24 protein-coding genes are annotated in these 23,796 nt (G+C 66.2%); 15 read left to right on the top strand and 9 right to left on the bottom strand.

Features of this window, described 5'->3' with window-relative positions:
• Window positions 1-251: 251 nt before the first annotated feature.
• From AC3FOF_RS13980 to AC3FOF_RS13970, 3 genes are all read right to left on the bottom strand, one after another.
• Window positions 252-1,907 (bottom strand): AMP-binding protein, encoded by a 1,656-nt coding sequence (locus AC3FOF_RS13980; RefSeq protein ID WP_488726924.1) that lies wholly within the window; start codon window positions 1,905-1,907, stop codon window positions 252-254.
• 161 nt (window positions 1,908-2,068) lie between these two features.
• Entirely contained in the window at window positions 2,069-2,743 is a 675-nt protein-coding gene (locus tag AC3FOF_RS13975; protein ID WP_488726923.1) for an SH3 domain-containing protein, read from the bottom strand.
• Window positions 2,744-2,934: 191 nt separating this feature from the next.
• A complete protein-coding gene (locus tag AC3FOF_RS13970; RefSeq protein ID WP_017225545.1) occupies window positions 2,935-3,102 on the bottom strand; it encodes a hypothetical protein in 168 nt (55 codons plus the stop codon).
• Window positions 3,103-3,304: 202 nt separating this feature from the next.
• Here AC3FOF_RS13970 and AC3FOF_RS13965 point away from each other — a divergent pair, with 202 nt between their 5' ends.
• The 4 genes from AC3FOF_RS13965 to AC3FOF_RS13950 all read left to right on the top strand — a co-directional run bounded on the left by AC3FOF_RS13965 (window position 3,305) and on the right by AC3FOF_RS13950 (window position 6,297).
• On the top strand, window positions 3,305-3,859 hold the full coding sequence (locus AC3FOF_RS13965) for a YbhB/YbcL family Raf kinase inhibitor-like protein (protein WP_017225544.1): 555 nt from the start codon (window positions 3,305-3,307) through the stop codon (window positions 3,857-3,859).
• The gene (locus tag AC3FOF_RS13960) at window positions 3,849-4,163 is read left to right on the top strand and encodes a hypothetical protein (RefSeq protein ID WP_017225543.1); all 315 of its coding nucleotides are present in this window, start codon (window positions 3,849-3,851) and stop codon (window positions 4,161-4,163) included. Before AC3FOF_RS13965 ends, AC3FOF_RS13960 begins: the two co-directional genes overlap by 11 nt.
• 130 nt (window positions 4,164-4,293) lie before the next feature.
• Window positions 4,294-5,499 (top strand): formate-dependent phosphoribosylglycinamide formyltransferase, encoded by a 1,206-nt coding sequence (purT, locus tag AC3FOF_RS13955; RefSeq protein WP_488726922.1) that lies wholly within the window; start codon window positions 4,294-4,296, stop codon window positions 5,497-5,499.
• 102 nt (window positions 5,500-5,601) lie between these two features.
• The gene (locus AC3FOF_RS13950) at window positions 5,602-6,297 is read left to right on the top strand and encodes an aspartate/glutamate racemase family protein (protein ID WP_488726921.1); all 696 of its coding nucleotides are present in this window, start codon (window positions 5,602-5,604) and stop codon (window positions 6,295-6,297) included.
• 29 nt (window positions 6,298-6,326) lie between these two features.
• On the opposite strand, the gene AC3FOF_RS13945 is transcribed toward AC3FOF_RS13950, so the two are convergent.
• Complete coding sequence (locus AC3FOF_RS13945) at window positions 6,327-7,907, bottom strand: MFS transporter (RefSeq protein WP_488726920.1); 1,581 nt, start codon at window positions 7,905-7,907, stop codon at window positions 6,327-6,329.
• A 257-nt stretch (window positions 7,908-8,164) separates the two neighbouring features.
• Between AC3FOF_RS13945 and AC3FOF_RS13940 the strand changes: the two genes are divergently transcribed.
• Entirely contained in the window at window positions 8,165-9,040 is an 876-nt protein-coding gene (locus AC3FOF_RS13940) for a LysR family transcriptional regulator (protein ID WP_488726919.1), read from the top strand.
• Window positions 9,041-9,061: 21 nt separating this feature from the next.
• On the opposite strand, the gene AC3FOF_RS13935 is transcribed toward AC3FOF_RS13940, so the two are convergent.
• Window positions 9,062-9,454, bottom strand: coding sequence for a hypothetical protein (locus tag AC3FOF_RS13935; RefSeq protein ID WP_488726918.1), 393 nt, complete (start codon window positions 9,452-9,454; stop codon window positions 9,062-9,064).
• 246 nt (window positions 9,455-9,700) lie between these two features.
• Here AC3FOF_RS13935 and AC3FOF_RS13930 point away from each other — a divergent pair, with 246 nt between their 5' ends.
• The 4 genes from AC3FOF_RS13930 (at window position 9,701) to yfiB (ending at window position 13,202) form a co-directional block, all read left to right on the top strand.
• Complete coding sequence (locus AC3FOF_RS13930) at window positions 9,701-10,642, top strand: ATP adenylyltransferase family protein (RefSeq protein WP_488726917.1); 942 nt, start codon at window positions 9,701-9,703, stop codon at window positions 10,640-10,642.
• Between the two features lie 192 nt (window positions 10,643-10,834).
• Window positions 10,835-11,407, top strand: coding sequence for a regulatory sequestration protein YfiR (gene yfiR / locus AC3FOF_RS13925; RefSeq protein ID WP_017227355.1), 573 nt, complete (start codon window positions 10,835-10,837; stop codon window positions 11,405-11,407).
• Window positions 11,404-12,684 (top strand): diguanylate cyclase DgcN/YfiN, encoded by a 1,281-nt coding sequence (gene dgcN, locus AC3FOF_RS13920; RefSeq protein WP_017227356.1) that lies wholly within the window; start codon window positions 11,404-11,406, stop codon window positions 12,682-12,684. Before yfiR ends, dgcN begins: the two co-directional genes overlap by 4 nt.
• A gap of 11 nt (window positions 12,685-12,695) precedes the next feature.
• A complete protein-coding gene (gene yfiB / locus AC3FOF_RS13915) occupies window positions 12,696-13,202 on the top strand; it encodes an outer membrane lipoprotein YfiB (RefSeq protein ID WP_488726916.1) in 507 nt (168 codons plus the stop codon).
• Between the two features lie 134 nt (window positions 13,203-13,336).
• Here yfiB and AC3FOF_RS13910 read toward each other — a convergent pair whose 3' ends face one another.
• Both AC3FOF_RS13910 and AC3FOF_RS13905 read right to left on the bottom strand, forming a co-directional pair.
• Window positions 13,337-13,540 (bottom strand): hypothetical protein, encoded by a 204-nt coding sequence (locus AC3FOF_RS13910; protein ID WP_488726915.1) that lies wholly within the window; start codon window positions 13,538-13,540, stop codon window positions 13,337-13,339.
• A 737-nt stretch (window positions 13,541-14,277) separates the two neighbouring features.
• Window positions 14,278-15,420 (bottom strand): Leu/Phe/Val dehydrogenase, encoded by a 1,143-nt coding sequence (locus tag AC3FOF_RS13905; RefSeq protein WP_488726914.1) that lies wholly within the window; start codon window positions 15,418-15,420, stop codon window positions 14,278-14,280.
• Between the two features lie 437 nt (window positions 15,421-15,857).
• On the opposite strand from AC3FOF_RS13905, the gene AC3FOF_RS13900 reads away from it, so the two are divergent.
• Window positions 15,858-16,295: a universal stress protein gene (locus AC3FOF_RS13900; protein WP_017224970.1), complete on the top strand. Its 438-nt coding sequence runs from the start codon at window positions 15,858-15,860 to the stop codon at window positions 16,293-16,295.
• Between the two features lie 21 nt (window positions 16,296-16,316).
• Here the strand turns inward: AC3FOF_RS13900 and tdh are convergent, their stop codons facing one another.
• Together tdh and AC3FOF_RS13890 are read right to left on the bottom strand one after the other, a co-directional pair.
• On the bottom strand, window positions 16,317-17,345 hold the full coding sequence (gene tdh / locus AC3FOF_RS13895; RefSeq protein ID WP_017224971.1) for an L-threonine 3-dehydrogenase: 1,029 nt from the start codon (window positions 17,343-17,345) through the stop codon (window positions 16,317-16,319).
• 25 nt (window positions 17,346-17,370) lie between these two features.
• A complete protein-coding gene (locus AC3FOF_RS13890; protein ID WP_488726913.1) occupies window positions 17,371-18,573 on the bottom strand; it encodes a glycine C-acetyltransferase in 1,203 nt (400 codons plus the stop codon).
• A gap of 309 nt (window positions 18,574-18,882) precedes the next feature.
• Here AC3FOF_RS13890 and AC3FOF_RS13885 point away from each other — a divergent pair, with 309 nt between their 5' ends.
• The 5 genes from AC3FOF_RS13885 to AC3FOF_RS13865 all read left to right on the top strand — a co-directional run bounded on the left by AC3FOF_RS13885 (window position 18,883) and on the right by AC3FOF_RS13865 (window position 23,736).
• A complete protein-coding gene (locus AC3FOF_RS13885) occupies window positions 18,883-20,310 on the top strand; it encodes an ABC transporter substrate-binding protein (RefSeq protein ID WP_276263786.1) in 1,428 nt (475 codons plus the stop codon).
• Between the two features lie 50 nt (window positions 20,311-20,360).
• Complete coding sequence (locus AC3FOF_RS13880; RefSeq protein WP_276263785.1) at window positions 20,361-21,404, top strand: ABC transporter ATP-binding protein; 1,044 nt, start codon at window positions 20,361-20,363, stop codon at window positions 21,402-21,404.
• Complete coding sequence (locus AC3FOF_RS13875) at window positions 21,401-22,333, top strand: carbohydrate ABC transporter permease (RefSeq protein WP_276263784.1); 933 nt, start codon at window positions 21,401-21,403, stop codon at window positions 22,331-22,333. The genes AC3FOF_RS13880 and AC3FOF_RS13875 overlap by 4 nt, the downstream gene beginning before the upstream one ends.
• Before the next feature lies 1 nt (window position 22,334).
• Window positions 22,335-23,189: a carbohydrate ABC transporter permease gene (locus AC3FOF_RS13870; protein ID WP_017229817.1), complete on the top strand. Its 855-nt coding sequence runs from the start codon at window positions 22,335-22,337 to the stop codon at window positions 23,187-23,189.
• A gap of 70 nt (window positions 23,190-23,259) precedes the next feature.
• Entirely contained in the window at window positions 23,260-23,736 is a 477-nt protein-coding gene (locus AC3FOF_RS13865) for a hypothetical protein (protein WP_488726912.1), read from the top strand.
• The last annotated feature ends 60 nt before the right edge of the window (window positions 23,737-23,796 follow it).

The following is a 23,796-nucleotide window of genomic DNA, read 5'->3' as shown; positions in this document are numbered from 1 at the left end:
CGCGACAAGCCTCGGATCCACAGATGGCTCATGCCGCCGTCGACGATGATCCCGGTGCCAGCGATAAACCTGGATTCGACCGACAAGAGACGAGAGGTGCAGCACGGTTGCCGCGATCTCCAGCGGATTCCGGTCACACCTTGAACCCTAGGGGAGGAGACGGCAGGGCGAAGAGGAGGGACAAAAAAAAGCGCTGCCTTGCAGCGCCACTGGGATGCCATACCGCGCGGTCAGGCCGCCGGCCGGCCCGGCTACGCCGGCACCCCTGCCTCGCGCAGTTTCGCCACCTCCTGGTTGCGCAGGATGAAACGCTGGACCTTGCCGCTGGGGGTCTTCGGCAGTTCGGCCACGAATTCGATCTCGCGCGGATAGGCGTGCGCCGCCAGGCGATTGCGCACATGCAATCGCAGCGCTTCGGCCAGTTCGGGGCTTGCCTGGTATTGCGGGGCGAGCACCACGAAGGCCTTGATCACTTCGGTGCGTTCCGGATCGGGCTTGCCGATGACCGCGGTCTCGATCACGGCAGGATGCTCGATCAGTGCGCTTTCCACGTCGAACGGCCCGACGCGATAGCCCGAGGTGGTGATCACGTCGTCGGCGCGGCCGATGAAGCTGATGCTGCCGTCCGGGTTCAGCTCGGCGGTATCGCCGGTCAGGTAGTACTTGCCGACGAAGGCCCTGGTCGTCGTACCGTGATAGCCGGGGAACCAGCACATGGGCGATTGCTCCAGGTCCAGCGCGAGCGTGCCCGGCTGGCCGGCCGGCAGTTCGCGGGCTTCGTCGTCCACCACCACCACGCGATGGCCCGGGCTGGCAAAGCCGGCCGCGCCGACGTGCACCGGATGGCGCAGCGCGTGATGGTTGCACAGCACCATGCCCGTTTCGGTCTGGCCGTAGTGATCGTGGATGGTGACATCGAGCTGATCGGCGAACCAGCGGATCACTTCCGGGTTGAGCGGCTCGCCGGCGCTGCTGACCGCGCGCAGCTTGCCGCGCAGGGGGCCCGCCACGTCTTTCCCGGCTGCGATCAGAAGCCGGTAAGCGGTGGGCGAGCCGGCCAGGTTGGTGATGCCGTACTTGTTGATGACGCGGCAGGTGCTCTCGATGCTGAACGGGCCGTCATAGAACGTGGTGGGATGGCCCAGTGCCAGCGGCCCGGTCACGGCGTAGTACAAGCCATAGGCCCAGCCCGGATCGGCCAGGTTCCAGAAAGCATCCTCCGGGCGCAGGTCGACCGCATCGCGCATATAGCCCGCGAACGCGGCGACGGCCTTGAGCGGCACGAACAAGGGCTTGGCCGGGCCGGTGGTGCCGGACGTGAACATCATCAGGAAGGGGTCGTCGCCCTTGCGCATGACCGGTTCGAACGCGCTGGCCTGGCGATCCAGCTCCGCCCAGAAACTGAAGTCGCCGCGCCGGATGCCACGGCCCTTGGCGCCTCCAACGGTCAGCACATCCGGGCAGTCTGCCACATCGTCCAGCTTGCTCCGGTTGGCGCCATCGGTGACCACCAGGCGTGCGCCCGACGCCTGCAGCCGGTGTTCGATGGCCTTGGGCCCGAAGGCGGTAAACAGCGGCTGGTACACCGCGCCGGCGCGCCAGGTGCCCAGGATGGTGGCCAGCAACTCCGGTGTGCGCGGCAGCAGGCCCGCCACCCGGTCGCCCGGCCCGATGCCCTGCGATTTCAGGAAGCTGGCGAACTGGGCCGAAAGCTTTTGCAGCTGCGCGAAGGTGTAGGTCTCGCTGGTGCCGTCGCGGCCCTCCCAGAACAGCGCGATGCGCCCGGGCAGCGCGTGGCGGTCGCAGCATTCGACGCAGGCGTTGATCGCATCGAGCTTGCCGCTCAAGCGCTCCGCGATCGCTGTCTCATAGTAAAAGCCGGCGATGGCATCGGCGTAGTCGCGCATGGTGGTCTCCTGGATCTCTTGTGTGAATGGCGGGCGTCCTTCTGCCTGGACGGTGTCTGGCAAAATTCTGAGGCAGGCCGGCGGAACCGGCAATGGCCGGATTTCTCAGCCTGGCTGAACCCGTTTGCCACTGCGTGCCCCGGGACACGTCGCCGCGCGCGCTATTGCCGGTCGCCGTGACCACCGCCGTGACCACCACCACCGTGACCACCACCACCGTGACCACCACCACCGTGACCACCACCACCGTGACCACCGCCATGGCTACCGCCGTGTCCACCGCCACCACGTTCACCGCCACCACGTTCACCGCCGTTACCACCATGGCCCTGCTGCCAGCCGGGCGGGCGGCCGCCACTCCCGTGCGGTGGTCCGGGTGGACGCATATGACCGGACGGATATCCCGGGCCCGGCCTGTATGGCGGATGGTGCGCCCAGCGTGCCTGGTCGCGATACCAGGGCCGGCCACGGTAATAGTTATCCCAATAAGAGCCGATGGAGAACGTAATGATCGGCAGGCCGATCACGGTGCCATAGTTCAGGAGCGGGACATAGCCGCCTTGGTAAGGGTAGCTGAGCCGCCCGGCGTAAACCCAGCCGCGCAGATTGGGCAGTGCAACATCGCACCAGGTGTATTGGCTGATGCAACCCATTACCGCAAGGGGCACACCAGCGGATAACTGCGCCACCACCGGGTAATCCGGTGCCGGCCCGGCTCGCAGGTTCACGGGGCCGGCGGTAATAGCCTGGGCCGCCTGCGCAAGCGCCACGCCGGGCAAAACCAGCAGGCCGGCAATGGCGGCGAGAATGCAATGCATGGCGGGTTGGCGCATCATGGCTTCCTGTCGGGCGTACCGATCGTATGCCTGCCGCAGTGCAGCACCGGCGGCCGCGCAAGGCGGGGCGCGATGGCAACGGGTGCCGGATGTGTGGTGCTTTGCATGGCGGCGCGCGCTGCTTGCGCGCCGATCTTACGTGTCGCGGCAGTACCGCGCCTGCTGCTGCCCGCAGCGCGTCTGGCCGCGGTTTATCCCACCACGTGCCACGGCGAGACGGAGAACGCCACCATCAGTACCGTCACGATGGCGGGGGCGCCGAATTTGATCGCGCGGGATTCGGCAAGTGTACCAAGCAAGACATAAAGGCCGATCAACACAATAGCGCACACGAAGACAAGGCTTTGATAATCTTGCATGGATGTCTCCTTTAGTCGTTATATTCTTAACGCTATATCTAATGACATCTTTCGTACGCAGTAAATGCCTTGGGCACGATCAAGCCCATGGTAAATCCGGAATCCCCGCGCTGGCAATCGGGAATGCCAGAGGGTATACGCGCACATTCGCTCGTGGGGCCCGCATACATTCCACTCATTTCCCTGGCGGAGGATAGTAATAATGAAAATCACCGGAACAATCGGCGCACCGCTTGCCGGCGTATTGCTCTGCGCATGCCTCGGCGCCGCGCAGGCGGCGGGTATGCAGGTGTCGTCAGCATCCTTTGCCGATGGCGCTTCGATTCCGGTACTGCATGGCAACGATGCTTCCGATTGCGGGGGCAAGGGCGTGTCGCCGCAGGTGTCGTGGACGAATCTTCCCGCCGGCACCAGATCGGTGGCCGTGCTGCTGTCGGATCCCGATGGCGCGATGGGACTGGGCGTTTCGCACTGGGTTGCATACAACATCGCCGCCGAGCGCGGGCAGCTCAGGCAGGGCGAGGGCCAGACCGATGGCCACGGCGTTACCCTCGGCAAGAATGTCAGGGGCGGAATGGCCTATCACGGTCCCTGTCCACCGGTTGGCGATGTACCTCATCACTACACCCTGACCGTGGTCGCAACGGATATCGCACCCTCCGCGCTGCCGCCGGGGCTGACCAGGGAGGCGCTGATGGCGGCGCTAAAGGGACATGCACTCGGCGCGCAGAGTGTGATTGGCAGGTATGGCCGGTAAGCATGTCCTGTTCGCGGCCGCGGTACTCCTGGCCGGGTGCACCGGGCCGCTCGAGTTCTCGGCCGGCGGCGCCGATACCGTGTCGGCATCGAATCCCGACGCCCTCGACTTCGGGCCGATGGACCGCTCGATCGCGCAATGCAAGGCCATGTCGCAAAAGGCCGGCGCCGGCCGGTGCGCCAAGGTGCGGGCCTACGAAGCCTGCATGAAGGGCAGAGGCTACGTGACGCTGCTCGGGCCCGAAAACCCATCCGGCTGCGGCGAGCCATCCTGGCAGCAGGGCATCCGCAAGCTGCTGCGCTGAGGCTGCCCGGCGCGTTGCCGCCGGCAGCAGCGCCCAGGCGTCCCGGGCCCGCGTCCCGTGCTGCCTGGGCGCTCCCTTCCCGTCCACGTACAATCCCTGTTTTCACTTGATTTTCAGGCCCTGATTTCACATGACCACTATCGGCACCCCTCTTTCGCCTTCCGCGACCAAAGTCATGCTGCTGGGCTCCGGCGAACTCGGCAAGGAAGTCCTGATCGCGCTGCAGCGGCTCGGCGTTGAAACGATTGCGGTGGACCGCTACGAAAACGCCCCCGGCCAGCAGGTTGCCCACCATGCCCGCACCATCGCCATGAGCGATCCGGAGCAGCTCAAGGCGCTGATCGAAGCCGAGCAGCCGGACCTGGTGGTGCCGGAGATCGAGGCTATCGCCACGCCCATGCTGGAAGTGCTGGAAGCCGGCGGCGTGGTGCGCGTCATCCCCACCGCGCGCGCCGCGCGCCTGACGATGGATCGCGAAGGCATCCGCCGCCTGGCAGCGGAGACGCTGGGCGTGCCGACCAGCCCCTACAAGTTCTGCGATTCGCTGGATGAGCTGCAGGCTGCCATCGACGGCGGTATTGGCTACCCGTGCGTGGTCAAGCCGGTGATGAGCAGCTCCGGCAAGGGCCAGAGCAAGATCGACGGGCCCGAAGGCGTGAAGGCGGCGTGGGACCATGCCATGGCCGGCGGCCGCGTCAGCCACGGGCGGGTGATCGTGGAAGGCTTTATCGACTTCGACTATGAAATCACGTTGCTGACCGTGCGTGCGCTCGATGCCGGCGGACAGGTGGAAACGCAGTTCTGCGAGCCGATCGGCCACGTGCAGGTCAGCGGCGACTACGTGGAAAGCTGGCAGCCGCACCCCATGCATCCGGCCGCGCTGCGGACCGCCCAGGAGATCGCGCAGGCCGTCACCACCAACCTCGGTGGCCAGGGCCTTTTCGGGGTCGAACTGTTCGTCAAGGGCGAGCAGGTCTGGTTCAGCGAAGTCAGCCCTCGTCCTCACGACACCGGCATGGTGACCATGATCACCCAGTGGCAGAACGAGTTCGAGCTGCATGCCCGCGCCATTCTCGGCCTGCCGGTCAGCACAGCGCTCAAGAGCCCGGGTGCCAGCGCCGTGATCTACGGCGGGGTCGATGCCGAGGGCGTGGTGTTCGATGGCGTGGACCAGGCGCTGCGCGTACCGCAGACCGAACTGCGCCTGTTCGGCAAGCCCGAGAGCTTTGCCAAGCGCCGCATGGGCGTGGCGCTGGCGTACGACGCCGACGTGGAAACCGCCCGCGTGCGTGCCAAGGATGCGGCGGGGCGCGTCAAGCCGCGCGTTGCCGGCTGAGCCAGCGCCAGCTTTTCTCCTTCCTTCCGGCGTGCGGCGGCGGCTACCCGACGCTGCTGCGCACGGCAGCCGTCTTCGGTATATTGCATGGAGCCGTCCGTCATGACCCAGCACATCGGCATCGTTGCCTGCTCCGCGGAAGGCGCGGCGCTTTGCTATCGCACCATCTGCATGGAAGGCGCCCGCCTGCTCGGGCCGCACGCGCATCCCGAGATATCGATGCACACGCCGTCGCTTGCCGGATACGTCGAATGCCTGGACCGCGGCGACTGGCAGGGTGTAGGGGAGTTGATGCTCACCTCCGCCGGCAAGCTTGCCGGCATGGGCGCGGACTTCCTGATCTGCCCCGACAACACCATCCACCAGGCGTTACCGTATGTGGTGCCGCGTTCGCCGCTGCCGTGGCTGCATATTGCCGAGGTAGTTGCCGCTAGCGCGGTGGAGCGCGGTTTCACCTGCCTCGGGCTGACCGGCACGCGCTGGCTTGTCGACAGCGAGGTCTACCCGGAGAAACTCGCCGCGCGCGGGCTCCGCTATGTGCGGCCGGACCACGCGGGGCGCGATGAAATCAATCGCATCATCATGGACGAACTGGTCGGCGGCATCGCCACGGCGCAGGCGCTCGCTTGTTTTCAGCAGGTGATCGGACGGATGAAGGCGCAGAGCTGCGACGCCGTCGTGCTCGGCTGCACCGAGATTCCCCTGATCGTCAACGACGCGAACTCGCCGCTGCCTACGCTGGATTCCACGCGGCTGCTGGCACAGGCGGCGTTGCGGCGGGCGATGCATCGACAATGAAACCTGGCGGCGCTCAAGGGCAAGCGGCGTCAGCGGGCTAACGGCGCATCCGTTCCCACTGGCTGCCGCGCCGGCGCGTCTCTCATCAGCAGGTGGACGAAGACGGCGCTCAGCAGCGCCACCGCCGCGGCCACGCACAGGATCCAGATGAAGCCGCCCGCGAAGGCGTTGCGCGCAAGCGGCTCCAGCGCGCCGCGCAGGGGCGCGGCCAGGCCGGCCAGCGCGCCGGACAGGTCGCCGGCGACCACGCGGGGGACGATGCGGCTGGCCATCCCGGGCGCGAGTCCGGAAACCGTGGCGGACACTGCATCGGATATGCCGCCGGATACGCCGGCATGCTCGCGCAGCGCCGCGTCGAACAACGCCTGGGTGCGGTAGGCGAGCAGCCCCCCGAGCAGCCCGAACGACAGCACGATCGCGCTGAAGCGCGTGGTGGTGCTGATGCCCGAGGCCATGCCTGACCGTTCGCGCGGGATGCAGGCCATGATGTTCTTTTGCGTGTCGCCATTGAGCAGGCCCGCGCCGCTGCCGGTGACGGCAATGGCCAGCGCGAAGGGGAGGTAGGCCATGGTGGCGGCCGCCCACGCGCTCAGCAGGTTGCCCAGCCCGACCAGCACCAGTCCCAGCACCAGCATGGAGGGGGGATCCAGCCGGTCCGACATGCGCACGCCGATGCGGGGAAAGACCAGCATGGTCAGCGCAAATGGCAGCATGGCGGCCCCGGAGGCGATGGCCGAGAAGCCGAGGCCGGTCTGCAGGTAGAGCGGGATCAGCGTCATCATCACCTGGGCGCAGCCGGCATAGGCCGCCATGCCCAGCAGGGCGCCGATCAGGCGCGGATTGCGAAACAGGGCGAGATCGACCATGGGGCGGCGCTGCACGCGCTCGGCGCCGATGAACAGCGCGAACAGCATCATGCCGCCGGCCAGGCGCATCAGCGTGCGGGTATCGCTCCAGCCGATGCGGTTTGCCTCGATCAAGGCCCAGATCATCAGGAACAGGCTGCCGCAAAAGCACAGGCCGCCCCACGCATCGATGCGCGCCGCGCCCGCGTCCCGCGACTCCCGGATATGCCGCAGCACCATGGCGCCAAGCAGCGCGCCGACCGGCAGGTTCAGCAGGAATACCCACCGCCAGCCCAGGGTCTGGCTGATCACGCCGCCCAGGCCCGGCGCGACCAGCATGGCCATGCCCATGCAGGCTCCCCAGAAGGCCCACGCACGGGCGCGTTCCCGTTCATCGTGAAAGGCATGCGCGATGGTGGCCAGGGCCGAGGTCAGCAGCATGGCCGCGCCCACGCCCTTCGCCGCGCGCGCCAGGTTCAGCTGCAGGCTCGTGCCGGCGAGGCCGCAACCCAGCGAGGCCAGCATGAAGATGGCCAGGCCGGCCAGCAGCATCCGTTTGCGGCCGAATTTGTCGGCCAGGCTGCCGGCGGGCAGCAGGCCGCCGGCAAAGGTCAGCATATAGGCGCTCACCACCCATTCGATATCGGAGAAGGTGGCATGCAGGTCGCTGGCGATGCGGGGCAGGGTGACGGCCACGATATTGGTGTCGAGGACGATCAGGGCGCACGCGCCCGACGCGGTGAGCAGGGCTGCGCGTGAGTTCATGCCGCTCATGGCTGCCCCCGCTGCGCGCCGCGCCGGGGCTGTCCCGACGATATTGCCTGAACTGAAATAAAGCTTGATGCGCAGGAGCCGGCGGGCCCCTGGCGTGTGTACATCTTGTACCGCATGTGACGACTTCCTGTTGCTCGATGCGGCGTAGGATAAGGCTGGCGGGGCGCTGGCTTGTTGCGCAGGCTATGCTATTTTGTTGCCTTTTAGCTAACAAAATCGAAGAATCGAAAGGACAGGACGACAAACCGATGGAACTGCGCCATTTCCGCTACTTCATCGCGGTAGCCCAGGATCTGCATTTCACCCGTGCGGCGGCCCGGCTGGGCATTTCCACGCCCACGCTCACCCGCCAGATCCAGGAGATGGAGGCGGGCCTCGGCATTCGCCTGCTGGAGCGCAACCAGCGCTCGGTCGCGCTGACGCCGGCCGGCGAGGTGCTGCTGGAGGAGGCGCAAGCGGTGGTCGCGCAGTTCGAAGCCGCGCAATTGCGCGCGCAGCGCGAGGCCCGCGGCGAGACCGGCAAGGTCCATGTGGGCTATGTCGCTTCGGCGGCGTACTCGGGCGTGCTCCAGCGCCAGGTCGCGGCATTCCGTGCGGCCTGCCCCGACGTGCAGCTGCTGGTGCGCGAGGAGCCCATGGGCAGCCTGCCGGAGCAGGTCAGGGACGGCCACGTCGACATCGCCTATATCCGTTCGCCGATGAGCCTGCCCGAGGGCGTGGAGGCGCTGCCGCTGGCGCCGGAGGGCTTTATCGTCGCGCTGCACGGCGATTCATGGCTGTGCGGCCTGCCCGAGATCCAGCCCTCGCATCTCAGGGCGGAAACCTTCATTCTTCCCGAGCAGGTGTCGGGCACGCTGTCCACCGCGGAGCAGGGCGGCTTCGTGCCCCGGCTCGGGCCGCAGCCCGGCGGGCTGGTGGCCGTGCTGACCCTGGTCTCGCTGGGCGAAGGCATCGCCATCGTCCCGAACACCGTGGCCGGCCATATCAGCCTGCCCAGCCTGGTCTACCGGGATGTCGCCGGCCTGGTGGTGACTTCGTATCTGTCGCTGATGTCCCGCAAGTACGAGAAGGCCGCGTCGATCCGGCGCTATATCGAACTGGTGTCGCGCGGCGCGCCGGGCTGAGGGCCGGCACGCCGCGGCGCATCAGCCCTCGTGGTTCCCGGCCTGCTCGTGGCGCGCGAGCAGGGACATTTCACGCGCCACCAGGAAGCACAGGAAAGCCACCGCCGTGCACAGGATCGCCACGGTGAATGCCAGCTGCCTGCCATGCCATAGATCGCTGAACCACTGCGAGAACTCGGCCGCCAGCACCGCGGCCTTGCCGCCGATGCGTTCCAGTTCAAACTCGTATTGCCTGTCGTACCCGGCGCCATAGGCCAGGTCGCCGCCATCGCCTGCCGCGGCGGTCATATAGATCAGCGCGCCCGCGATCCAGCCGGCGGCCAGGATGAAGGCGCCCAGCAGGTAGAGGCGGGCAGGCAGGGACCGGCGCTTCTCCGGCGATTGCTGTGATTGCTGCTTTTCGATATCGCTCATCGGCGTTTCCGGTGTTCTACGCGTTCTCAGTGCTTCCGTGGGTTGACCGGATGCCGATGGCCTGGCATCGCAGGCAAAGAGTGCCGTTTTCTGCGCTTGTGCTGCTTCCGGCCGGCGTGGGGATCGCGACGGCATGCAGGCGCGCCAGACAATCGCAGTATGCTGGATCATGGCGCGGCTGACTTCAAGCAAAGCCAAAGCCGAAGCCGAAGGCAAACTTGCCAGGTCCTGTCTTCCGGACACACCATGCCCTCTCGATCTTTCCAGCCAGGCACCCTGTGGCCGGGCATCCTGCGCCAGACCGGGCACGCTCTGCGTTGCGGGGCGCTGCGTCCGATCGAGACCATCCAGGCGACCATCGAGGATGGCGGCGTGCGCTTCCTGGTCCGCCAGGTTTCCAGTCTCGCGCACAAGGACCAGGCCCGGCGGGCCGACAACGCCAGCGCCGGGGGCGGCGGCGTCAACCCGTTCCTGCCTTACGATCCGGACCTGTTCGTCGCCGACCTGTCGGACACCCACGTTGCGCTGCTGAACAAGTTCAACGTCATCGACCATCATCTCCTGATCGTCACCCGCCGTTTCGAATCCCAGGATGCACTGCTTGACCTGGCGGATTTCGCGGCATTGCTGGCCTGCATGGCGGGGTTCGACAGCCTGGGCTTCTACAACGGTGGCGCGGCCGCCGGCGCCAGCCAGCGCCACAAGCACCTGCAGTTGGTGCCGCTGCCGCTGGCCGGTGACGGCCCGCCGCTGCCCATCGCACCGCTGCTGGCCTCGGCGCGCATCGACGGCCTGGCCGGCACCGTGCCGGGCCTGGCGTTCGCGCATGCGTTCGCGCCGCTGCCCCTGTCCGCGGCACTGTCGGCAGAGCCGCCCCAGGCGTTGGCCCGCACGTTGCTCGAGCGCTACCGTGCGCTGCTGGCGGCGGTCGGCGTGCGCGCCATCGATGTGGATGGAGAGCCGCATCACTCGGCGCCGTACAACCTGCTGGTCACGCCGCTTGGCATGCTGCTGGCGCCGAGGCTGGCCGAAAGCGTGGAAGGCATCTCGGTCAATACGCTGGCTTTCGCGGGATCGTTCTTCGTGCGGGATGCAGCGCAGATGCGTACCGTCGAGCGCCTTGGCCCAATGGCGATGCTGCGGCTGGCGGCGGGCCCGGCACCGGTGCAGCGCGCGGCTGCGCACTGAAAAATTAGAGGTAAATAACCCTGCGGGAACGCCGTTATAGAACCTGAGCCAGCAAGCTGCCGGGCGGCTCCGCGCGTGTTGCGGCGGAGTCCCTTTGTGTTGTGCCGGCCGAAGTCGGATCGCGTCGCTCTCCATGTGATGCGATGTTCCCAAATTGAACAACTTGGTGGGCCCCACCTCTTGCCTCTTCAAATGGCTACCGCCCCAGGCAACCTGTGCCGCGGATCCAAGCGCTTCCGCCCCCGTTTCCTGCTGGCCCTTTTTTCCGCCATCCTGTGCACGCTGCCGCAAGGCGTTACCGCGGACACTGCCCAGCAACGTTCCGATGCGGTGGTTCGTGTGGTCCACAGCCTGCTTGGCTATGCGCGCTGGCCCACCGAGCCCGAGGTGCTGCGCCTGTGCGTCGATGGTTCCGCCCGTTACGCCGCCAGGCTTTCGGAGGGTGGAACCCTGGCGACCGGCCGTCCCGTGCAAGCCAGGCGTATCGACCTGCAGGATGCCGGATCGACCGCGGGCTGCGATTCCGTCTACCTGGGTGCGATGACCGACGCACGGCGCAAGAAGATTTCAACCGAGTTGATCGGGCGGCCCGTCCTTGTCATTACCGAAGAGGACTTCGAGTGCGAGATCGGCAGCATGTTCTGCCTCCACGTTCTCGATGGCCATGTTTCGTTCCGGGTCAACCTGGACGCAGTCGCCCGCAGCGGCATTCATATCCATCCTGGCGTGCTGCAACTCGGCCGCCGCCGGGGGCCACCGTCATGACAAGGAAATCCCGGTCCGGCGCACCGGTATCGCGTCCGACGCTGTATCACACCCTGCGCCGCATCCACTTCAGCGTGGCGCTGATCGCGGTATGCACGGCCGGCATTTCCCTGACCGCGCTTGGCCTGGCGGCGCTGCGCGTCTATGCCGACCATAACCTGCACCTGGTGGCCCGCTCCATCGCCTTCACCCTGGAGGCCCCGGTGGTGTTCCGCGACCAGTCGGCAGCCAGGGAGGCGCTGGTGGCGGTCGCTTCGGCGGAAGTGGCCCAGGCGCGCGTCTACGACCGGGACAACCGGCTGCTGGCCGAATGGCACCATCCCGCCAGCGAAAGGTTCCCCGCGCTGCAATGGGCGGCCGGCGGCCTGATGGCCCTGGGCCCGGTGGAGCAGGAGATCCTGCATGAAGCACAGGTGGTCGGCACCGTTCGCCTGACGGGCGACCCCGCCAACCTCCTGCGCTTCGTGCTGAGCGGCCTGCTGGGCCTGCTGGCCTGCCTGCTGCTGACCGCGATCAGCGCGCACTACATGTCGCGCCGCATGCTGGTCCACATCATCGAGCCGGTGCGCAACCTGATGCGGGTCGCGCATGCCGTACGCTCGGAGCGCGCCTTCGACCAGCGCACGCCGCCCGCCCATATTGCCGAACTCAACGCGCTCGGCGAGGACTTCAACGGCCTGCTCGACGAACTCGAGACCTGGCAGAGCCAGCTCCAGCACGAGAACCGGTCGCTGGCGCACCGCGCCAGCCACGATAGCCTGACCGGCCTGCTCAACCGCGCCGCATTCGAGGAAGCCCTGAACCGGGCGGTGCGCATTGCCGGCGCCTCGAAGCTGCATGCCGGTGTGCTCTTCCTGGATAGCGATGCGTTCAAGGAGATCAACGACAACTTCGGCCATGCCGCGGGGGACGAAGTGCTTTCCTGCATAGCCCGGCGCATCCGCTCCTGCCTGCGCGAGGGCGACCTGGTTGCACGGCTGGGCGGCGACGAGTTCGCGGTACTGCTGACCGCGCTGCGCAAACCGGGCGATATCGTTCCGGTCGCGGAGCATATCCTGCTGCGCATGAAAGACCCTGTCCAACTGGCTGGCGGCGGCAGCATCATCGCTTCGCTCAGCATCGGCCTTTCCGTGTTTCCCCTCCATGCGCAAACCGCCGCCAGCTTGCTGCAGACGGCGGACGAGGCCATGTACCAGGCCAAGCGCAGGTCAGGGGGGAGCTGGCACAGCGCGGAACCGTGCCTGGCCAGATCCACACCCGCACCCGAGTTGAAATAGGAGTATCCATCGTGCGATCCAATTCGCCTGGGCCCGCAAGGCTGCGCGTCGCCTCTGCCCTGGTTGGCATCACGCTTGCGCTGGGCGCCTGCCAGAGCACGCCAACCGGCAGGCTCACCGCGCCGCAGGTCGAAACCCTGCAGCTGCAGGGCTTCCAGTTGACCGATAACGGCTGGGAACTGGACCTGTCAGAGAAAGTGCTCTTCGGCCTGGACGAGGACGCAGTCAGTGGCGAGCGGCAACTGGCCGTGCAGCGGATCGGCCTCGCGCTGAAGGCCGCGGGCATCGACCGCGTCCGGCTGGATGGCCATACGGACGATTCCGGCTCGGCCGAGTACAACCAGCAGCTGTCGGTGCGGCGCGCGGAGGCGGTGGCAAAGGTGTTCGCCGTGGCGGCCTTCCCGCCGGGAAATGTCGTGGTGCGGGGGTTGGGGAAGAGTAAGCCGGTGGCGGATAACGGTACTGTTGCGGGGCGCGCGGAGAACCGGCGGGTGGCGATTGTCGTGACTATCGATTAAATTTTTTCTTAAAATGAAGTGATGTGGTTTGTTGTTGCTAATTCGGGGGTTTTTTTAGGGGCCTGATTTAGGTTTTCAGGGCCTAAAGGCGGAGTGGCGTCGGGCTCATGGGCACATGGAGGTGTCACTTTTCTTTACTCGTAAAGAAAAGTAACCAAAAGAAAGCGATCCTTGCAGGAGGCTGGCTTGTCGGGCTTGGTGACTTTGCGGATTCGTGGTGGGCGCGGCGGTTCTAATAAACTGCTGGCGCTACCGGCACAAACGGCATTGCCGCTGCGAATGACGGTGGTTTCATTGTATGACCCCTGAATGACGATCTCCCTTGCCCATTCAGGCATCTGCCGTTACCAGTTTATATGGCCACTCGATCACGAACGGCACTGGTTTCGTCGTGGGCGCGGTGGCTCCAGCTTGAGACGAGCATCCCAAATCCGGGGCCACCGCGCCCACGACGAAACCAGCAAGGATCGGGAGGCAGTGGCCATCCGCGCCGGTAACGGCAGATGCGTGAGCGACCACGGGCCATTGCCATCAGGGGCGCTATACTGAAACCAGTGCCGCCCGCATTGGCAATGCCGTTCGCGCCGGTAGCGCCAGCAGTCAGGCAGGACTGACGCGCCCACCACGAATCCGCAAAGTCACCAAGCCCGATAAGCCAGCCCCCCTGCAAGGGGTCGCTTTCTTTTGGTTACTTTTCTTTACGAGTAAAGAAAAGTGACACCTCCATGTGCCCAAGAGCCTGACGCCACTCCGCCTTTAGGCCCTGCAAACCTGTCTCAACCCACCCAAGCCAAAGATCCAGACGCCAATTAACATTTAGACCATGGGCCCATAAATAATGCCAACAAAAAACATAAAAATAAAATAGAGCTTTTTTAAAAGATAAATTCTGTAAATTATAATTGAAAATTAGGAGAGGAAATCCCATGTCGCTCCATCTGCCGATTGCGCCCCCCAAATGGCCAACTCGCTCGCCTATTCATGCATCTGCCAACTGGAGATTGAAGGTCGAAGCTAGCGTCGAGAGGCCCGCGCCTTGTCCTGCCGCCGGCGCGGACCCGCATCACCTCAAGCCCTAGCGCGCGCCCTGCTGAATCTTCTCCTGCGCCCAGCTGACCGCCGCTCGCGCGGGCGCCTGGCCGGTCTTCTCCACGCGCTGCGCCAGCTCGAATACGCGCTCGCGGATGCGCGCCACTTCAGCCATCACCGCGGCGTCGTCGGCGCCGCCAAGGTACTCGCGGGCGCAACTGACGATGCCGCCGGCGTTGATCAGGAAGTCGGGCGCATAGAAAATGCCGCGGCGTTGCAGGGTGTCGCCTTCCTCGAGCGAGGCCAGCTGGTTGTTGGCGCCGCCGGCGACGATCTTGAACTCGCACTGCTCGGCCACCGCCGGGGTGATCACGGCACCCAGCGCGCAGGGCGCGAAGACGTCGGCGGCGACGCCGGTGATGGCCGTCGTCGATACCGCCTGTGCGCCGAACTGCTCGCGCGCCTGCTCGACCTTGGCGCCGTTGATGTCCGCCACGATGAGCCGTGCGCCGGCTTCATGCAGCCGGCGGCACAGGTCCCAGCCAACCGAGCCGAGTCCCTGCACGGCTACCGTGACGCCCTGCAGGCTGGTGCGGTCCAGCACGTAGCGTACGGCGGCTTCGATGCCGACGAACACGCCATAGGCAGTCTTGGGCGAGGGATTGCCGCCAAAGGTGCCTTCGCGCGGCATGCCGCTGATATAGCCGGTCTGCGTGCGGGCGGCGATCATGTCTTCCACCGTGGTGCCGACGTCTTCGGCGGTGATATAGCGGCCGTCCAGCGACTCCACCATGCGGCCAAAGGCGCGGAAGAGCTGGGCGCGGTCGGTTTGCGCGGCGTTGCGCAGGATGACCGCCTTGCCGCCGCCGAAGGGCAGGTCGGCCAGCGCGTTCTTGTAGGCCATGCCTTGCGACAGGCGCAGCGCGTCGGTCATGGCATCGCTTTCGGCGGGATAGGTCCAGTAGCGGCAGCCGCCGAACGCGGGGCCGAGGCTGGTGCTGTAGATGGCGATGATGGCCTGCAGGCCGGATTCGGGGTCGGTGGCGAGCGTGATGCGCTCGTGGGACGGGCCTTCGCCAGTGCCGAACAGGCGGCCGGCGGCCTCTGGGGTGGTGCGTTCAGTCAAAGCGTCTTCTCCATGAAGAATGGGATTGCAAAGGGGTAGCTTCGCTTTCCGGGTGCGCCGCATCGGGTTGCAAGGCGGCGCAGTTGCAACGGTGGCCGGGGTGGCTGCCGTCGTGAAGGCCGGCCCGCCATTGTGTGGCGGCCCAGCCTCGGGTAAACGCTCGGTTTCGCGCGATCGCGGGAAACCGGTGCCGAATCTTACCGGCTAGTGACGTTGGCTGAAAAGGGCCGGCGTGCGCTTTTTACGGGCGGCCAGGCTGGCCCGGTTGTCGCATCCAGGCGCCGCAAGGCGCGTTTGCTTAACATGGCGCGGGCGCGATCGCATCGTCATGGGCTCTGCCACGCACCGGGATGCGCCTGCCGCTTGTCCTGGATCATAAAAGGCCCGGTGCCGAAACCTATACTGGAATCAGGGCCATCCCGATACGCTCGATTTGCACGGGGAGCCTCAAGGGGGCGCCTGTCCGGCTGCCTCCTTCCTTCGCGCGCAAGGAGGAAGTCATGTTCCAGCATCTGCTGTTGCCCGTCGATGGCTCGCCGCTGTCCGAAGCCGCCTTCAAGAAGGCGCTGGGGTTTGCCCACGATATCCGTGCGCGGGTGACCGTGCTCCGTGTGATCCCGGATTTCCACGTCTATACCTACCAGGTGGAAATGCTGGGAGACACCCGCGAGCGCTTCGCGCGCGAAGCGACCAAGAGCGCCGGCGAATACCTGGCCACCCTCGCCGCCGAGGCGGACGCGGCAGACGTGTCGTGCGATACCGTCTCGCGGATTCACGACCATCCCTACGAGGTCATCATCCAGACCGCGCGGGACAAGGACTGCGACCTGATCGTCATGGCCTCGCACGGCCGGCGCGGTCTGCAAGGCATCCTGATCGGCAGCGAGACCAACAAGGTGCTGACGCACAGCACCATCCCGGTGCTGGTGTACCGCTAGCTTCCCGCCGGACCGGCGGCGTCAGGCGCGCCAGTCCAGCACCACCTTGCCGCTATTGCCCGACAGCATGGCGGCAAAGCCGGCCTCGAAGTCGGCCACGCCGAAGCGATGGGTGATCATGGGTGTCAGGTCGAGTCCGCTTTGCAGCATGGCGACCATCTTGTACCAGGTCTCGAACATCTCGCGGCCGTAGATGCCCTTGATCTCCAGGCCCTTGAATATCACCTGGTTCCAGTCGATCGCCATCTTCGACGGCGGAATGCCGAGCATGGCGATCTTGCCGCCATGGTTCATGTGCTCGAGCATGGTGGCGAAGGCGGTCGGCACGCCGGACATCTCCATGCCCACGTCGAAGCCTTCCGTCATATGCAGTTGCGCGGCGACGTCCCCGAGGTGTTCATGCTGTACGTTGACCGCGCGCGTGGCGCCCATCCTGCGCGCCAGCGCCAGGCGGTAGTCGTTGACGTCGGTGATCACCACATTGCGCGCACCCACGTGGCGCGCGATGGCGGCGGCCATGATGCCGATGGGGCCGGCGCCGGTGATCAGCACATCCTCGCCCACCAGGTTGAAGGACAGCGCGGTATGCGTTGCGTTGCCGAAGGGGTCGAAGATGGCGGCGATCTCGTCCGGGATGTCATCCGGGATGCGGAAGGCATTGAAGGCCGGGATCACCAGGAACTCGGCGAAGGCGCCGGGGCGCTGCACGCCCACGCCCACCGAATTGCGGCACAGGTGGCGGCGCCCGGCGCGGCAGTTGCGGCAGAAGCCGCAGGTGATATGGCCCTCGCCGGAGACGCGGTCGCCGATGGCCAGCCCGCGCACCTCCTGCCCGATGGCGACGATCTCGCCGACGTATTCGTGGCCCACCTGCATCGGCACCGGAATCGTGTTCTGCGCCCACTCGTCCCATTTCCAGATATGGATGTCGGTGCCGCAGATGGCGGTCTGGCGGATGCGGATCATCACGTCGTTATGGCCGACTTCCGGCTCGGGCATCTCGGTCATGGTCAGGCCGGGCGCACGTTCCAGTTTGGCGAGGGCTTTCATGGGGGGCTCCTTCCTCTATCCAGGCTCAGGCGATGGCGCCGAACTGCCTGCCCACCTTGGCAAATGCCGCCACGGCGCGTTCGATCTGATCCGGTGTGTGCGCCGCGCTCATCTGCGTGCGGATGCGTGCCCGGCCTTTTGGCACCACCGGGAACGAGAACCCGATCACGTACACATGCTCGGCCAGCAAGGCGTCGGCCATGCCGGAGGCCAGCGCGGCGTCGCCCAGCATCACCGGGATGATGGGATGCTGGCCCGGCACGAGGGTGAAGCCCAGCGCCGTCATCTCGCGGCGGAAGTGCTCGCCGTTTTCGCGCACGCGGGTGCGCAGCGCGGCGCCTTCCTCGCTGGCAAGCAGGTCCAGCACCTTCAGCGTGGCCGCGCAGATGCTTGGCGCCAGTGAGTTGGAGAACAGGTAAGGGCGCGAGCGCTGCCGCAACAGCTCCACGATCTCCCGGTGCGCCGCCACGTAGCCGCCGGAGGCGCCGCCCAGCGCCTTGCCCAGCGTGCCGGTGATGATATCCACCCGGCCCTCCACCCCGCACAGCTCGGGCGTGCCGCGCCCGTGCTCGCCGATAAAGCCGACCGCGTGCGAGTCGTCCACCATCACCAGCGCGCCGTAGCGGTCCGCCAGGTCGCAGATGGATTTGAGGTCGGCGATGATGCCGTCCATGGAGAACACGCCGTCGGTGGCGATCAGCTTGAAGCGCGCGCCGGCGGCATCGGCCTCGCGCAGCCTGGTCTCCAGGTCCGCCATGTCATTGTTGCGGTAACGATAGCGCTTTGCCTTGCACAGGCGCACGCCGTCGATGATGCTGGCATGGTTCAGTTCGTCGCTGATGACGGCGTCCTGATCGTCGAGCAGCGTCTCGAAGAGCCCGCCGTTGGCGTCGAAGCAGCTCGAATACAGGATGCTGTCGCCAGTGTGCAGGAACTTGGCAAGCACTGCCTCCAGCGTCTTGTGGACCGACTGCGTGCCGCAGATGAAGCGCACCGACGCCATGCCGAAACCGTCCTGCTCCAGCCCGCGCCGGGCGGCCTCGATCAGGCGGTGGTCGTCCGCCAGGCCGAGGTAGTTGTTGGCGCAGAAATTCAGCACATGCTCGCCGCCCGCCAGCCGGATATCGGCTGCCTGGGGGCTGGCGATGACGCGCTCCGCCTTGTAGAAGCCATCGGCATGGATGGCATGCAGGGTATCGCGTAGGTGGGAGAGATAGCGGTCGCGCATGGAAAGGCCCCTGGCGTGGTGGTTGGGCGGCGTGGCTGGCGCCTGCCTCCATGGTACGGCGAAAGCGGGCGCAATAGCGGGTTGGTGGCGAGCCCGCGTTGTGTTGCGCTGCGGGAGCGGTGCGCCGCGCTGCCTCGTGCAGCGCCGGCAATGCGGTGATGCCGGGCACGCCTTGGTTCAGCGTAAACCCAATGAAATCAAGCCTTTGCCCTTTGCCTTATGGTCGGCAACTCCTATTCTTAAGAAAGGCTGCGCATGCCACCATTTCCGGCGCGCATGCCGGCCATCCGCTGGTTTGCGGAGGCGGTCATGAAAGACGATTTGAAAAGCGCACCGATCTCACCGGACTTGCCCATTGCGCGGATCCGGTATTCGCCCCGGCATGGCGCGACCGGCACCTTTACCTGCCCGGACGCGCGCCGCCGCCGCGTGCTCCAGGCCGCGACCGCGGCCGCGCTGGCCGCCGGGCTGGGGCCCTTCGTGCTCCCGCGCCGGGCCCGCGCCGCCAGACGCACCCTGAAGATCCTGCAGTGGAACCACTTCGTGCCGGGCTACGACAAGTGGTTCGACAACACCTATGTGAAAGCGTGGGGCGAGCGCAACGATACCGAGGTCATCGTCGATCACGTGGGCATCCCCGCGCTGGCCACGCGGGCCGCCGCCGAGGTGTCCGCGCAGAAGGGCCACGACCTGTTCATGTTCCTGTCGCCGGCGCCGGTGTACGAGGAGCAGGTCATCGACCACCGCGAGATCTATGAAGAATGCCAGCGCAAGCATGGCAAACCGGTGGAACTGGCGATCAAGAGCACGTATAACCCGAAGACGAAGAAATACTTCGGCTTTTCCGACAGTTTCGTGCCGGACCCGATCAATTTCCGCAAGGACCTGTGGGACGAGATCGGCATGGCACCGCCGGACAGCTGGGACGATGTGCTGAGCGCCGGCCGCCAGATCAAGCGCAAGCGCAACATACCGGTGGGCATTGGCCTGTCGGCCGAACTCGACACCGCGATGGCGATGCGGACCATCCTCTTCGCCTTCGGCGGCTCGGTCCAGGATGAGCGCCATAGCGTCGTGCTGAATTCGAAGAACACGCTGGAGGCGATCAAGTTCGTCAAGGCCCTGTACCAGGACACCATGACGCCGGAAGTGCTGGCGTGGGATCCGTCGTCCAACAACCGCGCCATGCTGGCGGGCAAGATCTCGCTTTGCCTGAACGCCATTTCCATCACGCGCGAAGGCGAGAACAAGAACATCCCGGTCACGCCCGACATCTGGCTCACCCAGGCCCTGCGCGGCCCCGTGCGACGCATCGGCATGGAGCACGTGATGGATTGCTATGTGATCTGGAAATTCGCCGAGAACATCGAGGGCGCCAAGCGGTTCCTGGCGGACTATATCGACAACTTCCGCCAGGGCTTCCTCGGCAGCGAGTTCTACAACTTCCCTTGCTTCCCGAGCACGGTGCCGGACTTGCAGAAGCTGATCGCCGAAGACCCCAAGGCCAGGCCGCACGACAAGTACAAGGTGCTGGCCAGCCTGATGAATCAGGCCACCAACGATGGCTACCCGGGCTATGCCAACGCCGCCACCGACGAGATCTTCAATACCTGGGTGCTCAACACCATGTTCGCCAAGGCCGCCACCGGCAATGAATCGCCGGAGAATGCGCTGCGCGATGCCGAAGCCGCGTGCAAGCGGATCTACGCCAAGTGGCGCGAAAAAGGGTTGGTGTGAGGCGCCCGCGCCGGGCTGGCGGCAGCGGGATGCGCGCAGGCCGATAAGCCATGGCCACGGTGGAAACCCGGTCGCTCACCAAGCGTTTCGATGGCACCAACGCCGTCGACGGCGTCGACCTTGCCGTGCGCGAAGGCGAGTTCCTGGTACTGCTGGGCCCATCGGGCTCGGGCAAGACCACCTTGCTGCGCCTGATCGCCGGGCTGGAAACGCCCAGCGCTGGGGATATCCTGGTGGGCGGCCGCGTGGTCACCGGGCTGCCGCCACGCGCGCACAATATGGCGATGGTGTTCCAGGGCTACGCGCTCTACCCGCATCTGAGCGTGGCCGGCAATATCGCCTTTCCGCTGGAGGCGCGGGGCATGCCCCGCGATGAGATCGCGCGCAAGGTGAGCTGGGCGGCGGGGCTGTTCGGCATCGACCAGTTGCTGGTGCGCAAGCCGCGCCAGCTCTCCGGCGGCGAGCGCCAGCGGGTGGCGCTGGCGCGCGCGGTGGTGCGCGATCCGGTGGCCTTCCTGCTTGACGAGCCGCTATCCAATCTCGACGCCAAGCTCCGCACTTCGGCGCGCGAGGAACTGCAGCAGCTCCAGCGCCGCCTGGCCACCACCACGATCTACGTCACGCACGACCAGATCGAGGCGTTGGCGCTGGGCGACCGCGTAGCCGTGCTGGATCACGGCCGCATGCACCAGCTCGGCACGCCGCAGCAGGTGTACGAGCAACCGGCCGATATCTTCGTGGCCACCTTCATCGGTTCGCCGCCGATGAACCTGGTGGGCAGCGATGCCGTGGTCACCGGCTTCCGGCCGGAGCATTTCCTGCCGCGCGAGGTCTATGTCAGTGATGACATGCTGGAACCATTTCCCTTCCGGGTCACCCGCATCGAGAACCTCGGTTCCGACCGGCTGGTATATGGGCTGCTGGAGCCGCCGCTGCCGCCGGCCAAGGTCATCTCGCGGATTCCCTGCGTGGTGAGCTTCCCGCTCGAGACCGGTACCAGCTACCCGTTCGCGGTGCGGCGCGCGGACCTGCGCCGCTTCGACCCGCGCAGCGGCGCCAGCCTGGGCGCCGCGCCGCCGGCGGGGTCGCCATGAGCGCCCGCGTGCCCGCCGTGCTGCGGCCGCAGTCCGGGGCCTGGGGCGCGCTGGAGGGCGAGCGCTGGCTCGGCGCCGTGATGCTGGCGCCGGCGTTGATCTACATCGCGCTGCTGCTCGGCTTTCCCTTCCTGCTGTCGATCTACTACAGCTTGTCCGATGTCACGGTGGGCAGCCGGGCGCTGCACTTCGTCGGGCTGGAGAACTTCCGGCGCATCGTGCAGGACGCCACCTTCTGGCGTTCGCTGGGCAATGCGCTGGTGTTCACGCTGGTGTCGCAGGCGCTGGTGGTGGTGCTGGCCAAGATCCTGGCGCTGGCGCTGTTCCACGATTTTCGTGGCAAATGGCTGGTACGGCTGCTGATCCTGCTGCCATGGGTTGCGCCGATCTCGCTGGGTGCGATCGGCTGGCTGTGGATATTCGATCCGGTCTATAGCGTGATCAACTGGACGCTGCGCGCGCTCGGGCTGTTCGGGCCGGATACCTGGCCGGTCTGGCTGGGGCAGCCCGGCCTGGCCATGGCATCCGTGATCCTGGTGGACGTATGGCGCCTGTTGCCGCTGGCCACCGTCATCATCCTGGCCGGCCTGCACGGCATCCCGCAGGATATCCACGATGCCGCCGCCATGGACGGCGCCGGTTTCTGGCGCCACCTGTTCCGCATCAATATTCCGCTGGTGATGCCCATCATGCTGGTGGCGCTGCTGTTCGGCATCGTGTTCACGCTGACCGACATGATCATTATCTTCGTGCTGACGCGCGGCGGACCTTACGACACCACCCAGGTGCTGGCCAGCCTGGCCTTCTTCACCGGCATCCAGGGCGGCGACCTGGCCGAGGGTGCGGCGATTTCCCTGTTCCTGTTCCCGCTGCTGGTGGCGGTAGTGGCCCTGCTGCTGACCATCGCCAGCCGCACGGAGGTCACCTGAGATGCCTGCAGCCGTGCACCAATGGCGGCGCTGGGGCGCGCGCTGCGGCCACGTGGCGATTCTGGCCGCGTTCACGGTGTTCTGCGCCTTTCCTTTTGGCTGGATGCTGATCACCACCTTCAAGGACATCCACGACCTGATCAACGCGGCCAACAACCCCTTCCTGTTCAATATGCCGCCCACCCTGGACAATCTGCGCGTGCTGTTCCTTGAGACGCGGTACCTGCGCTGGCTCGGCAACACGCTGCTGGTCGGCGCGGCGGTGGTGGCCATCACCCTGCTGCTGGCGGTGCCGGCCGGCTACAGCCTGGCCCGCCTGTCCGGCCGGCGCGGGCGGCAACTGGCCATTGCCATCTTCCTGACCTACCTGATCCCGCCTACCATCCTGTTCATTCCGTTCTCGCGCATCATCGGCTCGCTTGGCCTGCAGGATTCGCTGTGGTCGCTGGTGCTGGTGTATCCGAGCTTCACCGTGCCGTTCTGCACCTGGCTGATGATGGGCTTCTTCAAGGCAGTGCCGCGCGATATCGAGGAGGCGGCCATGATGGACGGGCTAAGCCGCTTCGGCGCCTTCTTCAAGGTGGTGGTGCCGCTGTCGTCGGCCGGCATCCTGACCGTGGTCATCTTTACGCTGACCCTGGTGATGCAGGAGTTCGTCTACGCGCTCACCTTTATCACCAGTTCCTCGCAGTACACCGTGAGTGTCGGCGTACCGACCTTCCTGGTGCGCGGCGATGTCTACTTCTGGGGCTCGCTGATGGGCGCCTGCCTGGTGGTCAGCCTGCCGGTGGCGGTGCTCTACAACCTGTTCGTCGACCGCTTCGTGGCGGGCTTCACGGTGGGTGCGGTGAAGTGAGCGGGGGGATGGCGGCCGCCCTGCGGATCGCCGGGAAATCGTACACGGCCGCACACGGCCCATACGCGAGGTGCGCCAGCGCCGTGTTTTCAGCTACAATCGCGCCATGTTTCGCGCAGACCGCCCCTCCTTCTGCAGGGGAGCGTTGCTGATATTGCTGTTCGCAATGCAGCTCCTCACCCCGCTTCTGCACGGCCATCTCGGAACTCCCAAACTCCACGGCCTGCATGTGCACACAGCGCTGCCAGGTGCGGTTAATTCTTATTCTCCTTCCGCTTCCACTCCCGCCGGCCACGCCGGCAGCGCGCTGGTCGCGGTCGAGCCTCCCGAGGTCGATGTGCAGACCGCCATCGGCCCCATCGCCTTCTCCCTCCACGTGCAGGCTGCCGCCGATGTGCTGATCGGCCTGGTCTTTGCATTCCTGCTGCTTGCCGTTCCGCCGTTGCAGGCGCCCCGGCGCCTGCCCTGGCGCGAGCGCACGCCGCCTCGCTGGCGCAGCGGCGGCAGCAGGCCGCCTCCGGCGCTCGCGCCTCCCTTCGCTTCCTGATTCCCCTGCCGGCCACGCCGGCGGTGCACGCTCGCGGGCCTGATCGCGCTTGATCACGGC

This window comes from Cupriavidus sp. 96C5-1 (assembly GCF_057798855.1).
The sequence above is the reverse complement of the archived record's forward strand: the minus strand, read 5'-3'. Positions and strand labels throughout refer to the sequence as shown.